This is a genomic window from Streptomyces sp. NPDC101165 (assembly GCF_044768135.1).
Lineage (GTDB): Bacteria > Actinomycetota > Actinomycetes > Streptomycetales > Streptomycetaceae > Streptomyces.
In genome coordinates, this window is record NZ_JBIWPG010000026.1 from 26,416 (window position 1) to 41,401 (window position 14,986).

Here is a 14,986-nt window from a genome sequence, read left to right on the forward strand (position 1 = left end):
CGAACGATGCGGAGGCAGAGATGACCGTGGCACCCCACCCAGACGTGGCCGCACCCACGGAGGCCTGGCGGGGCTTCGCCGGACCGCGGTGGCGCGAGAACGTCGACGTGCGTGACTTCATCCAGGCCAACTACACGCCGTACGAGGGCGGTCCCGAGTTCCTGGCCGGCCCGACCGAGCGCACGCGCTCCGTATGGCACAAGGTCAGCGCCCTGTTCCCCGAGGAGCGCAGCAAGGGCATCCTCGACGTGGACGCCGCCACCCCTTCCACGATCACCGCGCACGCGCCCGGCTACATCGACCGGGAACGTGAGCTGATCGTCGGGCTGCAGACCGACGCCCCGCTGAAGCGGGCGATCATGCCGAACGGCGGCCTGCGGATGGTCGAGAACGGGCTGAAGGCGTACGGCTACGAACCCGACCCGTTCGTCACCAAGGTATTCGGCACCTACCGCAAGACCCACAACGACGGCGTCTTCGATGCCTACACCCCGCAGATGCGCGCCGCCCGCAAGGCCGGCATCATCACCGGGCTGCCCGACGCCTACGGCCGGGGCCGGATCATCGGCGACTACCGGCGCGTCGCGCTCTACGGCACCGACCGGCTGATCGCGGCCAAGCGGGCAGAGCGGGCCCTGCTGGACGCCCAGCCCTCCGCCCCGGACGTCATCCGCGACCGCGAGGAACTGGCCGAGCAGGTGCGCGCATTGGGTGAGCTGACGCGGATGGCGGCGTCGTACGGCTGTGACGTGTCCCGGCCGGCCGCCACCGCGCACGAGGCCGTGCAGTGGCTCTACCTCGGCTTCCTGGCCGCCGTGAAGGAGCAGAACGGCGCCGCGATGTCGCTGGGCCGCACCTCGACCTTCCTGGACGTCTACCTCCAGCGGGACCTGGACGAGGGCCGCATCGACGAGGTCCGGGCCCAGGAGCTGATCGACGACTTCGTGATCAAGCTGCGGATCGTCAGGTTCCTGCGTACCCCCGAGTACGACGCCCTCTTCTCCGGTGACCCCACCTGGGTGACGGAGTCCATCGGTGGCATCGGCGCCGACGGCCGACCGCTGGTCACCCGCACCTCCTTCCGCTTCCTGCAGACCCTCTACAACCTCGGGCCCGCACCGGAGCCGAACCTGACCGTGCTGTGGTCGCCGCGACTGCCGGAGGGGTTCAAGCGGTTCTGCGCCCAGGTCTCGATCGACACCAGCTCCATCCAGTACGAGTCCGACGACCTGATGCGCCCCCGCACCGGCGACGACACAGCCATCGCCTGCTGTGTGTCCGCCATGGCGGTGGGCAGGCAGATGCAGTTCTTCGGCGCCCGGGTCAACCTCGCCAAGGCCCTGCTGTACGCGATCAACGGCGGCCGGGACGAGATGACCGGCGAGCAGATCGCACCCGAGATGCCCCCGCTCACCGGCGAGTACCTGGACTACGACGAGCTGTCGGCGGCGTACGACCGGATGCTGGACTGGCTGGCCGAGACCTACGTCGACGTACTCAACGTCATCCACTACATGCACGACAAGTACGCCTACGAGCGCATCGAGATGGCGCTCCACGACCACCCGGTCCACCGCTTCATGGCCTGCGGCATCGCCGGCCTGTCGGTCGCCGTGGACAGCCTGTCCGCCGTCAAGTACGGCCGGGTGAAGGTCGTCCGGGACGAGACCGGGCTCGCCGTGGACTACGCGACCGAGGGCGAGTTCCCCGCGTACGGCAACAACGACGACCGCGCCGACGGGCTCGCCGTCGACCTGGTCGAGTCGTTCATGGCGAAGGTGCGCAAGCACCCCACCTACCGGGGCGCCGAGCACACCCAGTCCGTGCTGACCATCACCTCCAACGTGGTCTACGGCAAGCACACCGGCAACACTCCCGACGGTCGGCGCGCCGGACAGCCCTTCGCGCCCGGCGCCAACCCGATGAACGGCCGGGACCGTCACGGCGTCGTCGCCTCGGCGCTGTCGGTGGCGAAGCTGCCGTACGAGGAGGCCCGCGACGGGATCTCCCTGACCACGACGATCACGCCCGAGGGGCTCGGCCACGACCCCGCGGAACGCGCGGGCAATCTGGCCGGCGTCCTCGACGGCTACATGGCCGCGGGCGGCTTCCACATGAACGTCAACGTGCTGAACCGGTCCACCCTGGAAGACGCCATGGAACACCCCGAGAAGTACCCGGACCTGACCATCCGGGTCTCCGGATACGCCGTCAACTTCGTCCGCCTGAACCGTGAGCAGCAGCTCGACGTGATCAGCCGCACCTTCCACGGGTCGCTGTGAAGGGTACGACGGCGCCGGCGGTGACCGGCCGGATCCACTCCTGGGACCTGTCCACCGGCGTGGACGGTCCCGGGACCCGGTTCGTACTGTTCGTCAGCGGCTGCCCGTTGCGCTGCCTGTACTGCGCCAACCCCGACACCTGGCACATGCGGGACGGCCGGGAGACGTCGGTCGACGAGGTCACGGCCGAGATCGAGAAGTACCGGAGTTTCGTGACCACCGCCGGGGGAGGGGTGACGATCACCGGCGGGGAGCCGCTGCTCCAGCCCGCGTTCACCGGCTCCGTCCTGCACCGCTGCAAGGAGGCCGGACTGCACACCGCGCTGGACACCTCCGGCTTTCTCGGCGAGCGGGCCCCCGACCGACTGCTCGCCGACACGGACCTGGTGCTGCTGGACATCAAGTCGTTCGACGTCCCCACCTACCGCAGGCTCACCGGTGGCCGACTGGCCCCCACGCTCACCTTCGCCACCCGCTTGGACCGGCTCGGCGTCCCCGTGTACATCCGCTACGTCCTCGTCCCCGGCTGGACCGACGACCCGTCCGCGGTGGACGGCCTCGGTGCCTTCCTGGCCGGGCTCGGCAACGTGGACCGAGTGGACGTCCTGCCGTTCCACAAACTCGGCGCCCACAAGTACGACGCCCTCGGCATCGACTTCCCGCTGCGCGACACGCCTGTGCCCGACCTGAGGTTGGTGGAACGGGTGCGGGAGCAGTTCAGGGAGCACGGCCTGCGGGCGCTGTGAGCCGAGCGGTGGGTGACACCGGCGCCGTTCACCTGGTGATCCCCGGGCACAGATGCGTCCACCTCCGATGTCCGGGCCGCCCGGCCCCCACACCGGGACCAGTGGCCTCTGCGACCTCAACTCACTCGCGGCAAAACTGAGTTCACACCCGAGAAGGAGGTCAGCATGCCCCGCACCATCACCGTCGGCGTGGACGGTTCGCCCGGCGCCCTCGTCGCCGTCGACTGGGCAGCCCGGGAGGCCCGGCGCCGCGACGTTCCGCTGCGTCTGATCCATGCCGTACGGCAGTCTGCCGAGGTGGACCGGCCGCTGAGGGAAGCCGAGGCGAGGATCGCGCGCCGCCATCCGGACCTGCGGATCGACAGTGACGGCGTTGCTGCCGAGCCGGTCTCCGCGCTGCTCACGGCGGCTGAGGGTGCCGAGCTGGTGGTACTCGGCTCGCCCGGTCCGGCAGGCGGGGTCGCAGGCCTTCTGACCGGGTCCGTCGCCCTCGCCGTCGTGGCGCGCAGCCGACGGCCCGTCGTCCTGGTGCCGGGCGGACGCCACCAGGACGAGCACCGGACCGGCGCCCGCGGCACCGTGTCGCGGGCCACCGCCGTCCCCGACGTGGTCCTGGGCCTCGATCTGTCGGATCCGCACGACGCGGTGCTGGAGTTCGCGTTCGACGCGGCTTCACGCCGCGCGGCGAGGCTGCGCGTCGTCCACGGCTGGAGCGCGGAGCCGTACGCTCACGACGAGATCGGTGCTGCCGAGGCCGGACAGTCCGGGGCGACAGGCGGGCGCACCTTGTCCGAAGTGCTGGAAGCCTGGCGGGAGAAGTACCCCGGCGTCGAGGTGGCCGAGCAGGCCGTGATCGGCACGGCCGGACCACACCTGGCCGAGGCATCCGGCGACGCGTCCCTGGTCGTGGTCGGCCGCGCCGAGCGCCGGATGCCTGTCGGTACCGCGATCGGGCCGGTCACCCTGGCTGTGCTGCAGCGCGGGTCGGCACCGGTGGCGGTGGTCGCGCACGCCTGATCCCGTCCGTGAACCGCCCGTCGGCCGGTGAGCCGGCGGGCGGTTCCACGCATGGCCGACGCTGCCTGTGACAGGTGAACTGCGCTCAGGAGTCGCCGGCGGGACCGTCCGCCGCGGCCAGGCGCTCATCGGCCGTCAGGAGGACACCTGTGACCAGTTCGGGGCGGATGCGTACCGCGTAGTCCATGGTCTGCTGCACCCAGGGCACCAGCAGACCCCGGTAGCGCGCCAGTTCATCCGGGTCGGTCACCAGATGCGCGTAGCCGGTGACCACCACACTCCAGCCGACGTGGGTGTCCGGGTCGATGGTGTCGGCCTCATAGGCGACGACGACGCCGGTCCCGTCGGCCTCCTGGGCACGTGAGGTGAGGGCCGCGGTTTCGTGGGTGCGGATGACGATGCAGCCGTCGTCCAGGACGTGGTTCACCGGGCGCACGGTCGGCAGTGCGTGCCAAGTGAAGACGATCCGGCCGAAGGAGACGCTGCCCAGCAGCCGTAGCGCCTCGTCGCGGTCCAGCTCGATGCTCTGGCGCGGCCCGGCGGGAACGGCCTGCGTGCGGTCGACGGTCATGGCGGGCTTCCGTGCGGTCTCGTTGCTCACTGCCGTGTGTCTCTGCTCGACGTGCTGGGAGGTGAACGGACGCGCGTCCGCGGCGGAACGCCGAAGCGCACGCCGCGGACAGACGCATCAGATCAGTGGAACCGCGCCGGGACTCGTCACACCAGGGCCGTTCGGCCCTGGTGTGCGTCCGCTCGGCCCTTTACGCCGCCCAGTAGTAGGCGGTGCGCATGATCTTCTGCATGTCGTCGAGCATGGGCATCCGCGGATTGGCGGGTGCGCACTGGTCCTCGTAGGCGTTCAGCGCCTGCTGGGGCAGTGCGTCGAGGAAGGGCCGCTCGTCGACGCCCAGTTCCTGGAACGACCGCTCGATGCCGACGGTGTCGCGCAGTTGCTCGACCGCACGGGCGAAGGACTCCACGCCCTCGTCCGGAGTGGCGGCCGGCAGGCCGAGGGCGCGGGCTATCTCCTGGAAGCGTTCCGGGGCCCGGTAGTTCTCGTACTTCGGCCAGCCGGTCAGCTTCGTCGGCACGGTTCCGTTGTAGCGGATGACGTGCGGCAGCAGGACCGCGTTGGTACGGCCATGTGCGATGTGGAAGGTGGCACCGAGAGTGTGGGACATGGCGTGCACGATGCCGAGGAAGGCGTTGCCGAAGGCCATGCCGGCGATGGTGGCCGCATTGTGCATCTTCTCCCGCGCGTCCGGGCGGTCGGTGCGGTCGTTGACCGCCGCTTCGATGTTGTCGAAGATCAGCCGGATGGCGTGCAGGGCGAGGCCGTCGGTGAAGTCGTTGGCGTACACGGACACATACGCCTCGATGGCATGGGTGAGCGCGTCGAAGCCGCTGTCGGCGGCAAGCGCCGGGGGCAGGTCGGCGGTGAGCAGCGGGTCGACGATGGCCACGCTGGGGGTGAGCGCGTAGTCGGCGAGCGGGTACTTCTTGCCGGTCTCCGGGTCGGAGATGACGGCGAAGGGGGTGACCTCGGCTCCGGTGCCGGAGGTGGTGGGAATACAGACCAGGCGTGCGCGGGCACCGAGCGGCGGGAAGCGGAAGGCGCGCTTGCGGATGTCGGAGAACTTCTGCCGCATGTCGGCGAAGTCGATGTCCGGGTGCTCGTAGAGCAGCCACATCACCTTGGCCGCGTCCATCGGGGAGCCGCCGCCGAGCGCGATGATGGTGTCCGGGCGGAAGTCCCGCATGAGCTGGGCGCCGCGCTGGACGGAGTCGATGCTGGGCTCCGGTTCCACGTTGTCGATGATCTGCACGGTCACGGGCTCGTGGCGTCGCTGCAGGACGCGGCTGACGCGGTCGACGAAGCCGAGACGGGTCATGGTCGCGTCGGTGACGACCGTGACCCGGTGGACGTCCGGCATGGCGGTCAGATAGCGGATGGACTGCGGCTCGAAGTAGATCTTCGGCGGTACCTTGAACCACTGCAGGTTGTTGCGGCGGTTGGAGACCCGCTTGATGTTCAGCAGCTGAGCGGCGGAGACGTTGTTGGACACCGAGGTGCTGCCCCAGGAGCCGCAGCCGAGGGTCAGGGACGGCAGCAGACTGTTGTAGATGCCGCCGATCGCCCCTTGCGAGGAAGGGGAGTTGACGATGATCCGGACGGTCTTCATGCGCCTCCCGTACGCCTCCGCCAGCGCCGGGTCATCGGTATGGACGACGGCAGTGTGTCCCTGGCCGTGGAAGGCGACCATGTCGGCGGCCAGGTCGAAGCCCTGCTGCTCGGAGCCGGCCCGCAGTACGGCGAGCACCGGGCAGAGCTTCTCCCGAGTCAACGGCTCGTCCGGGCCGACCCGTTCGACCTCGACGAGGATCAACGAGGTGCCGTCGGGAACGGTGAAGCCGGCCTGCTCGGCGATCCAGACCGGGCTCTGGCCGACGGCCGCGGCGTTCACCTTGGGCTCGCAGCCCGAGTTCGCGCCGCCGTCCGGGAACAGGAACGCCTCCAGCTTCGCCTTCTCCTCGGCGGTCGCCAGATGGGCGTGCAGCGTGAGAAACTCGGCGAGAGCCGCGTCGTAGATCGCGGCGTCCAGAATGACGGCCTGTTCGGAGGCGCAGATCATGCCGTTGTCGAAGGACTTGGACAGCACGAGGTCGTTGACGGCGCGGCGCAGCCTGGCGCTCTTGTGCACGTACGCCGGCACGTTGCCCGCACCGACCCCGAGGGCGGGCTTGCCCGCCGAGTAGGCGGCCCTGACCATGGCGTTGCCGCCGGTGGCGAGGATCAGCGAGATGCCCGGGTGGCGCATCAGGAGGCCGGTCGCCTCGACGGACGGTGTCTCGATCCACTGCACGCAGTGCTCCGGCGCGCCGGCGGCGACGGCCGCGTCCCGGACGATCCGGGCCGCCTCCGCGCTGCACCGCTGTGCGGAGGGATGGAAGGCGAACACGACGGGATTGCGCGTCTTCAGCGCCATCAGGGCCTTGAAGACGGTGGTGGAGGTCGGGTTGGTGACGGGCGTGACGGCGCAGACGACACCGACCGGTTCGGCGACCTCGACCATGTCCTCGATGTCGTCCCGGGCGATGACGCCGACGGTCTTCATCGGGCCCATGCTGTGCGTGACGTGCTCACACGCGAACATGTTCTTGGCCGCCTTGTCCTCGAAGACCCCGCGCCCTGTTTCCTCGACTGCCAGCCGGGCCAGCGCGGTGTGGTGATCCAGGGCGGCGACCGAGGCCTTCTTGACGATGTGGTCGACCTGCTCCTGGGTGAGGGCGTCGTAGTCGGCGAGCGCCTTGAGTCCGTTGGTGACCAGTTGGTCCACCGCGACGGCGATGTCGGAGGGTGCGCCGGCACTGGTGGCTGCCTCGGTCCCGGCGTCGTGACGGGTCATGGGGGTGGGCCTCCCTTTGACGGGGCCGCCGTGCGTGGTCGGCGGCGGGCGGGTGTGACCGGCCCCTCGGGGATGCCGCTCACACCTCGACTCTCGTGCGGTGCGCCCTTCGTTCCCAGGTACCGATGGTCCCTGCCGGCGGGCCTGACCGGCACGGCTGCGAGTGGGACGTGCGGCGGTACGGAGTTGGGCGGCGGCCGGCCGGTAGACGTCCTCGGCCGGCCGCCGGCGGCCCTAACCGCGTCGGTCGACGGCCTGGCCGCTGCGCCACGGAGGCGGAGTGGCCGACCTGCGGGCCGCCTCCCGGCGGTGCAGCACCCTGGTCAGCTGACCGCGCAGCCGGTCCTGCAGCCGGTCCGTCAACTCGTGCGCCGTCGCCTCCTGGGCATGCACGACCACGCGTACGTCCCCGACGATCAACTCGGCCCCGGCCGACCAGGGTTGCTCGGTGTGGCGGGCAGCCGCCCTGGCGATCCTCACCTCGCCGCTGACGGCAGGCATCCCCGGCCGGCCGAGGACCGCGTCGATCTTCGTCCTGACGTATACCAGTGCCTCCTCGTCCACGTCCCCTTCCGTCCGCACATGTACCGCGACGGCGGAATCGGCGTGTGTCACGGTGTCCTTGGCAGTCATGCGATCTGCTCCTTCTTGATCGTCGGTGGCGGCTCCAGACTTCTGCGCGGTCCGTCCCGTGCCCAGGGCTGTCAGGTCCCCGCGAGCGGACCGAAGGTCCCTCCGCCCGGACGGCTCTTCCGCCGGCGCCGGGTGACAGCCGCGACCCTCCGGGTACGGGAGACTGGGCGGCAACACAGGGCCATCCGGCCCTGGTCCTTCCGCCGGGTTGGGAGCAAGATCTCGACGTGGACCGACACCGTCCATGAACGGACCTCGGTGAAGTACACCGGAACAGGGAGCGATTGATGGCAGACGGCGAGCAGTACAGCCCCGACAACCCGATCCGGGTCTTCCTGATGGACGACCACGAGGTGGTACGGCGTGGCGTGCGCGACCTGCTGAACGACGAGCCGGACATCGAGGTGATCGGCGAGGCCGGTTCGGCGGAGCAGGCCCTGGTACGCGTCCCCGCGCTGCGCCCGCAGGTTGCGGTGCTGGACGTCCGCCTGCCCGACGGCGACGGAGTGAGCGTCTGCCGGGAGCTGCGCTCGCGCCTGCCGGAGCTGTCCTGCCTGATGCTGACCTCCTTCGACGACGAGGAAGCACTGCTGGACGCGATCATGGCGGGCGCCTCCGGGTACGTCCTGAAGCAGATCCAGGGCTCCGATCTGGTCTCGGCCGTGCGAACGGTGGCCGCCGGGCAGTCGCTCCTCGACGCGAGCGCCACCACCAAACTGATGGCCCGGCTGCGCGGCGGTCAGCAGCAGGAGGAGGAGCCGGACGCGCTGCCCGGCTTGACCGACCGGGAGCGGGAGATCCTGGCTCTGATCGGCGAGGGCCTTACCAACCGGCAGATCGGTCAGCGCCTGTATCTGGCCGAGAAGACGGTGAAGAACCACATCTCCCGTCTGCTCGCCAAGCTCGGGGTGGAGCGCCGCGTCCAGGCGGCTGTGATCGCCGCGCAGGTGGGGGACCGGCAGAAGCAGGACGGCCACTGACCGTAGAGACGTATTCGGCATCATCTCCCCGCTGCGCTCCACACGCTCAGCCTTGATGCAGGAAAAGTGTGCCCGGCCGGTGGCATCGGCCGGGCACACTCGCGTCGCGCCGTAGGTCATGCCGACGGCAGGGCTCCCTCGCCCTTCGCGGGAGCGGCGGCGGGACCCTTCGCGGGGTCGGCTGCGGTCAGTTCGACATCCGGGCCGGGCGGGCCCCGGGGGCGGGACCATCGGGCCGGGAGCGGGGGCCTTGCGGCCACTGACCTTGTGCGGCGGGGCGCAGAAAGATCGTCAGCAGATCGACTCACCCTGACGAACTGCGCAAGGAGTACGCCATGTCCGGACCCAGACGAGACGGAAAGGGGACGGCGCCGACGGCCACGCTCGGGCTTCCCGCCGCATCCGCGCTCGTGATCGGCAGCATCATCGGCACCGGAGTCTTCGCACTGCCCTCCGCCCTCGCCCCCTACGGACCGATCTCCCTCGTCGCGTTCGTCGTCGTCACCCTCGGCGCGCTCGCACTGGCGCTGACCTTCGGTGCGCTGTCCAAGCGGGTTCCGGCCAGCGGCGGCCCGTACGTCTACGCCCGTGCGGCGTTCGGGGAGTTCGCCGGGTTCCTCAACGCCTGGTCGTACTGGATCACCGCGTGGGCCGGCAACGCCGCGATCGTCGTGGCCTGGGTCGGGTACGTGGAGGTCTTCGTCAACACCGGTCACAGCAAGTGGGTTTCGGTGCTCCTCGCGCTCGTCGGACTGTGGATCCCCGCCGCGATCAACCTCACCGGTGTGCGCAACATGGGCGCCTTCCAGGTCATCACGACCGTGCTGAAGTTCGTCCCGCTCGTCTTCATGGCCACCGTCGGACTGCTCTTCGTCGACTCCCACAACTTCGGCCCGTTCAACGCCAGCGGGCAGTCGGCCATCGGCGCCGTCTCGGCAGCGGGCGCCATCGCCCTGTTCAGCTACCTCGGTCTGGAGGCGGCCTCGGTGGTCGCCGGGCGGGTCCGGGAGCCGGGACGCAACGTTCCGCGCGCCACGGTCTACGGCACTCTTCTCTGCGCAGTCATCTACATCCTGGGCACCCTCGCCGTCTTCGGTACCGTCGCCCACGGCAAGCTCGGTGGTTCGACCGCGCCGTTCACGGATGCCGCGAACAACATCTTCGGCGGCACCTGGGCCGGTGACATCGTCGCCGTCGCCGCGATCATCTCCGGTATCGGCGCCCTCAACGGCTGGACCATGCTGTGCGCCGAGATGCCGTACGCCGCAGCCCGGGACGGTCTGTTCCCACGTGCCTTCGCCCGGCTGCGCGGCGAGAACGACGTGCCGGCCTTCGGCATCGTCGCCTCCACCGTGCTGGCCTCGCTCATCACGGTGTTCAGCTACACGCGCTTCGACGACGTCTTCACCAAGATCGTCCTGCTGAGCGTGCTGACCGCGGTGATCCCCTACCTGTTCTCCGCCGCCGCCCAGCTGTACTGGCTGCTCGTGCGCGATGGAGAGAAGCCGAGCCCCCGGCGGTTCGCCCGTGACGTCACGGTGGCCGTTCTCGCCCTCGCCTTCTCGTACTGGTCGATCCAGGGCAGCGGCTACCAGACCGTCTACTACGGCCTGTTCGTGCTGCTGCTGGGTGTGCCGGTGTACGTCTGGCTCAAGCGCGGTCAGGCCGCCGACGACCGAGCGGTCGGCGCTCAGGACGCGGCGATCCCGTCCCAGCAGGAGCGGGCGCCCGAGACGCCCGCGCCGGCCCGACGGCTCTCCCAAGGTCTGCGCACCGGCCGCATCGGCGGGCTCCGCAGGCGGGGCGACCTCCACCACCACGACTGACCACCCACACGCTCGAAGGAACTGCCGCGATGAACACCTTCCACGTCGACTCCGAGGTCGGCCGCCTGCGCCAGGTGATCCTGCACCGCCCCGGCCTCGAACTCTCCCGCCTCACCCCACGCAACGTCGACGCCCTGCTCTTCGACGACATCCTGTGGGCCAAGCGCGCCCGCGAGGAGCACGACGCCTTCGCCCAGGTCCTGCGCGACCACGGCGCCCGCGTCCACTACTTCGCCGAGCTGCTCGCCCGGACCCTCGACGTCCCCGAGGCCCGCGACTGGCTCCTCGACCGGGTCGTCACCCCGGCCGTCGTCGGGCCGGCCCTCATCGACCCGGTGCGCACTCTGTGCGCCGAGCTGGACGGCGAGACGCTCGCCGGCTACCTCATCGGCGGGCTGCTCAAGAGCGACCTGCCGCTGGCCGACCCGCACAGCCTGGTGTGGAGGGCGCTCGACGCCGACGACTTCGCACTCACCCCGCTGCCCAACCACCTGTTCCCGCGCGACAACTCGTGCTGGATGTACGACCGGTTGTCGGTGAACCCGATGGCCAAGCCGGCCCGGCGCCGTGAGAGCCTCCACGCGGAGGCGATCTACCGCTTCCACCCGATGTTCACGGGCGTCGCGCCCGAGCCGCTGCTGGACGGTGCCGTGGGCACGCTGGAGGGCGGCGACGTACACGTCCTCGGCAACGGCGCCGTCATGGTCGGCATGGGCGAGCGCACCACGGCCCAGGCCGTGGAGAACCTGGCCGCCCGGCTGTTCGCGGGCGGCACGGCGAGCCGGCTGATCGCGGTCCAACTGCCCGCCACCCGCGCCTACATGCACCTCGACACGGTACTGACCATGCTCGACCGCGACGCCTTCGCCGTCTACCCGGGCCTGGCCGACTCCCTGCGCTCCTGGACCCTGCGCCCCAGCGCCGCCCGCGAGACGGGCTTCGACGTCACTCCGAACTCCGATCTGGCCACCGCGCTCGCCGAGGCACTGGACCTGGACAAGGTCCGCATGCTCTCCGCGCCGCAGGACGTCCGGGGCGCCGAGCGCGAACAGTGGGACGACGGAAGCAACTTCCTCGCCGTCGCCCCCGGCGTCGTCGTCGGCTACGAGCGCAATGTCACCACCAACACCTACCTGCGCAAGCAGGGCATCGAGGTCGTCACCATCGCCGGCGCCGAACTCGGCCGCGGCCGAGGCGGTCCGCGCTGCATGAGCTGCCCCATCGAACGCGACCCGGCCGCCTGACCCGTAAGGACACCACCATGACCGTCGACCTGCGAGGCCGCTCCTACCTGAGCGAACTCGACTTCACCGCCAGGGAGATCCAGCACCTCCTCGACCTCGCCGCCGACCTGAAGGCGGCCCGTCGCGCCGGCACCGAACATCCCCGGCTCACCGGCAAGCACATCGCCCTGATCTTCGAGAAGACCTCCACCCGCACCCGCTGCGCCTTCGAGGTCGCCGCCGCCGACCAGGGCGCCGCCACCACCTACCTCGGCCCCGGCGACACCCACGTCGGCCACAAGGAGTCCGTCGCCGACACCGCACGCGTCCTCGGCCGGATGTTCGACGGTATCGAGTACCGGGGCTCCGCCCAGTCGATCGTCACCGAACTCGCCGCCCACTCCGGCGTCCCCGTCTACAACGGGCTGACCGACACGGCCCACCCCACGCAGAGCCTGTGCGACATGCTCACCATGCGCGAGCACAGCACCAAGCCGCTCACCGACATCAGCTACTGCTACCTCGGCGACGCCCGCAACAACATGGGCAACTCCCTGCTCTCCATGGGGGCGCTGCTGGGCATGGACGTGCGCATCGCCGCTCCTCGCGCGCTGTGGCCGGACAGCGGCCTGGTCGCCACCTGCCAGGCGCTCGCCGGGCGAAGCGGAGCCCGCATCACGCTCACCGAGGACGTCGAGACCGCCGTGCGCGGCGCCGACTTCCTGCACACCGACGTCTGGGTCTCCATGGGGGAGCCCGCCGACACCTGGCGCGAGCGGATCGATCTGCTCCTGCCGTACCAGGTCAACGGCAAGACGCTCGCGGCGACCGAGAACCCCGACGTCAAGTTCATGCACTGCCTGCCGTCCCTGCACGACGAGGGCACCCGGCTCGGCCGGGAACTGTTCGCCACCTACGGCCTGTCCGGGCTGGAAGTCACCGACGAGGTCTTCTCCTCGCCGGCCTCCCTCGTCTTCGAGCAGGCCGAGAACCGCCTGCACACCATCAAGGCCGTCCTCGTCGCCACCCTGGAGGACTGAACCATGCGCATCGTCGTCGCCCTCGGCGGCAACGCCCTGCTGCACCGCGGCGAACGCCCCGACGCGGCCGTCCAGCAGGCCAACATCGATGCCGTCGCCAGTGCCCTGGCCGCCCTCGCCCAGGAGCACGAGCTGGTCATCACGCACGGCAACGGTCCGCAGATCGGGCTGCTCGCCCTGGAGAGCGCGGCCGACCCCGCGCTCAGTGCCCCGTACCCGCTCGACCTGCTCGGCGCGCAGACCCAGGGCATGATCGGCTCCCTGCTGGTCCGCACCCTGCACGACACCCTGCCCGGGCACCGGATCGCCGCCCTCGTCACGCACACCCTCGTACAGGCCGACGATCCCGCGTTCGACCGGCCCACGAAGTTCGTCGGCCAGGTCTACTCCCGTGCCACGGCCGAGAAGCTGGCCCGCACGCGCGGCTGGCACATCGCCCGGGACACCACCGGCTGGCGCCGGGTCGTCCCCTCCCCGTCGCCCGAACGGATCCTGGAGACCGACACCATCCACGACCTGCTCGGTCTCGGCACCCTGGTGATCTGCGCCGGCGGGGGAGGCGTCCCCGTCACCGCCGACCGTGACTCCGGCGCCCTGACCGGCGTGGAGGCCGTCATCGACAAGGACCTCACCGCCGCCCTGCTCGCCGAGGACCTGAAGGCCGACTTCCTCCTCATCCTCACCGACGTGCCCTGCGTCTACGAGCAGTACGGCACACCGGACCAGCGGCCCGTCCCCGACGCCACACCCACCGACCTGCGCCACGGCGGCTTCCCGGACGGCTCCATGGGTCCCAAGACCGAGGCCGCCGCCCGTTTCGTGGAACGCACCGGAGGACTGGCCGCGATCGGCGCGCTGCACGCCGCGTACGAGATCGTCCACGGCCGTTCCGGCACCCTGGTCCGCCCGGATCTCACGGTCGGCTGAACGGCAGCGTCCCGGCCTCCTACGCCCCCTCCGCTCACCGCGAACCGGCCCGGAAGGCAGGGACGTTGGGCCCCACCGCCGGAGCCCTTCGGCATCCGGCGCCGGGCGACGCACGCCACGAGAGTAAGGGGCGTCAAGGAAAGACCTGAACATGCTGGAAGGGACCACCGTCATGGCCGCACACGAGCACTCCCACCGCAGCCCGGGCTTCCGTCTGTCGTTCCGCAGCAACCGGACCGGCTCCGCGCTCGCCGTGTCGGCAGGCATCGACGCGCACACCGCCCAGGCCCGCGCCCTCGCATCCCTGCGCATCCTGACCGGGTTCGTCTTCCTGTGGGCGTTCCTGGACAAGACCTTCGGCCTCGGCTACGCCACGGCGTCCGGCAAGGGCTGGACCGACGGCGGGTCCCCGACGAAGGGCTTCCTCAGCTCCGTCGCCGCCGGGCCCATGCGGTCCACGTTCCACGCGTGGGCCGGTGACACCTGGGCCGACTGGCTGTTCATGCTCGGCCTGCTGGGCATCGGAGTGGCCGTCATGGCCGGTGTGGCGCTGCGGCCGGCAGCGGTCGCGGGCACCGCGATGATGGCGCTGATGTGGATGGCCGAGTGGCCGCCGGCCAGGCACCTGGCCAACGGCTCGCCGAGCAGGTCGACGAACCCGTTCGCCGACTACCACCTGATCTACGCGATGGCGCTGATCGCCGTCGCGGCCGTCGGCGCAGGCACCACGTGGGGACTGGGCCGGTGGTGGGCGGGACTGCCCGTCGTCCGCGACCACGCCTGGCTGCGCTGACCCCCACGCCGGGACGGGTCCTCCGGGCCGCCCCGGCGAGCGGTGATCAGAACCCATCGGTCCACCCGGAGGACCGGCGGCACCTGCCGCGAAGACCCCCAACACGACGCTG

Annotated in this window: 12 protein-coding genes; 9 read left to right on the forward strand and 3 right to left on the reverse strand. The window is 70.5% G+C overall.

Features of this window, described 5'->3' with window-relative positions:
* The first annotated feature begins 20 nt into the window (after positions 1-20).
* From pflB to ACIRVH_RS39570, 3 genes are all read left to right on the forward strand, one after another.
* A complete protein-coding gene (gene pflB / locus ACIRVH_RS39560) occupies positions 21-2,282 on the forward strand; it encodes a formate C-acetyltransferase (RefSeq protein ID WP_403964264.1) in 2,262 nt (753 codons plus the stop codon).
* A complete protein-coding gene (pflA, locus tag ACIRVH_RS39565; protein ID WP_403964265.1) occupies positions 2,279-3,028 on the forward strand; it encodes a pyruvate formate-lyase-activating protein in 750 nt (249 codons plus the stop codon). Before pflB ends, pflA begins: the two co-directional genes overlap by 4 nt.
* A gap of 165 nt (positions 3,029-3,193) precedes the next feature.
* Positions 3,194-4,045, forward strand: coding sequence for a universal stress protein (locus ACIRVH_RS39570; protein WP_403964267.1), 852 nt, complete (start codon positions 3,194-3,196; stop codon positions 4,043-4,045).
* 85 nt (positions 4,046-4,130) lie between these two features.
* Here the strand turns inward: ACIRVH_RS39570 and ACIRVH_RS39575 are convergent, their stop codons facing one another.
* The 3 genes from ACIRVH_RS39575 to ACIRVH_RS39585 form a co-directional block, all read right to left on the reverse strand.
* The gene (locus ACIRVH_RS39575) at positions 4,131-4,616 is read right to left on the reverse strand and encodes a pyridoxamine 5'-phosphate oxidase family protein (RefSeq protein WP_403964465.1); all 486 of its coding nucleotides are present in this window, start codon (positions 4,614-4,616) and stop codon (positions 4,131-4,133) included.
* A gap of 190 nt (positions 4,617-4,806) precedes the next feature.
* Positions 4,807-7,452 carry a bifunctional acetaldehyde-CoA/alcohol dehydrogenase gene (gene adhE, locus ACIRVH_RS39580; RefSeq protein WP_403964269.1) on the reverse strand — a complete coding sequence of 882 codons (2,646 nt, stop codon included), beginning with the start codon at positions 7,450-7,452 and terminating at the stop codon, positions 4,807-4,809.
* Positions 7,453-7,686: 234 nt separating this feature from the next.
* Entirely contained in the window at positions 7,687-8,085 is a 399-nt protein-coding gene (locus tag ACIRVH_RS39585; RefSeq protein WP_403964271.1) for a hypothetical protein, read from the reverse strand.
* Positions 8,086-8,372: 287 nt separating this feature from the next.
* Between ACIRVH_RS39585 and ACIRVH_RS39590 the strand changes: the two genes are divergently transcribed.
* From ACIRVH_RS39590 to ACIRVH_RS39615, 6 genes are all read left to right on the forward strand, one after another.
* Positions 8,373-9,065, forward strand: coding sequence for a response regulator (locus ACIRVH_RS39590; protein ID WP_403964273.1), 693 nt, complete (start codon positions 8,373-8,375; stop codon positions 9,063-9,065).
* A gap of 410 nt (positions 9,066-9,475) precedes the next feature.
* Positions 9,476-10,891 (forward strand): APC family permease, encoded by a 1,416-nt coding sequence (locus tag ACIRVH_RS39595; RefSeq protein ID WP_403964467.1) that lies wholly within the window; start codon positions 9,476-9,478, stop codon positions 10,889-10,891.
* Between the two features lie 29 nt (positions 10,892-10,920).
* Positions 10,921-12,135, forward strand: a complete 1,215-nt coding sequence (locus ACIRVH_RS39600; protein WP_403964275.1) for an arginine deiminase — start codon at positions 10,921-10,923, stop codon at positions 12,133-12,135.
* A gap of 17 nt (positions 12,136-12,152) precedes the next feature.
* Entirely contained in the window at positions 12,153-13,154 is a 1,002-nt protein-coding gene (gene argF, locus ACIRVH_RS39605) for an ornithine carbamoyltransferase (protein ID WP_403964277.1), read from the forward strand.
* Between the two features lie 3 nt (positions 13,155-13,157).
* The gene (locus tag ACIRVH_RS39610) at positions 13,158-14,081 is read left to right on the forward strand and encodes a carbamate kinase (protein ID WP_403964279.1); all 924 of its coding nucleotides are present in this window, start codon (positions 13,158-13,160) and stop codon (positions 14,079-14,081) included.
* Positions 14,082-14,253: 172 nt separating this feature from the next.
* A complete protein-coding gene (locus ACIRVH_RS39615; RefSeq protein ID WP_403964469.1) occupies positions 14,254-14,874 on the forward strand; it encodes a hypothetical protein in 621 nt (206 codons plus the stop codon).
* The last annotated feature ends 112 nt before the right edge of the window (positions 14,875-14,986 follow it).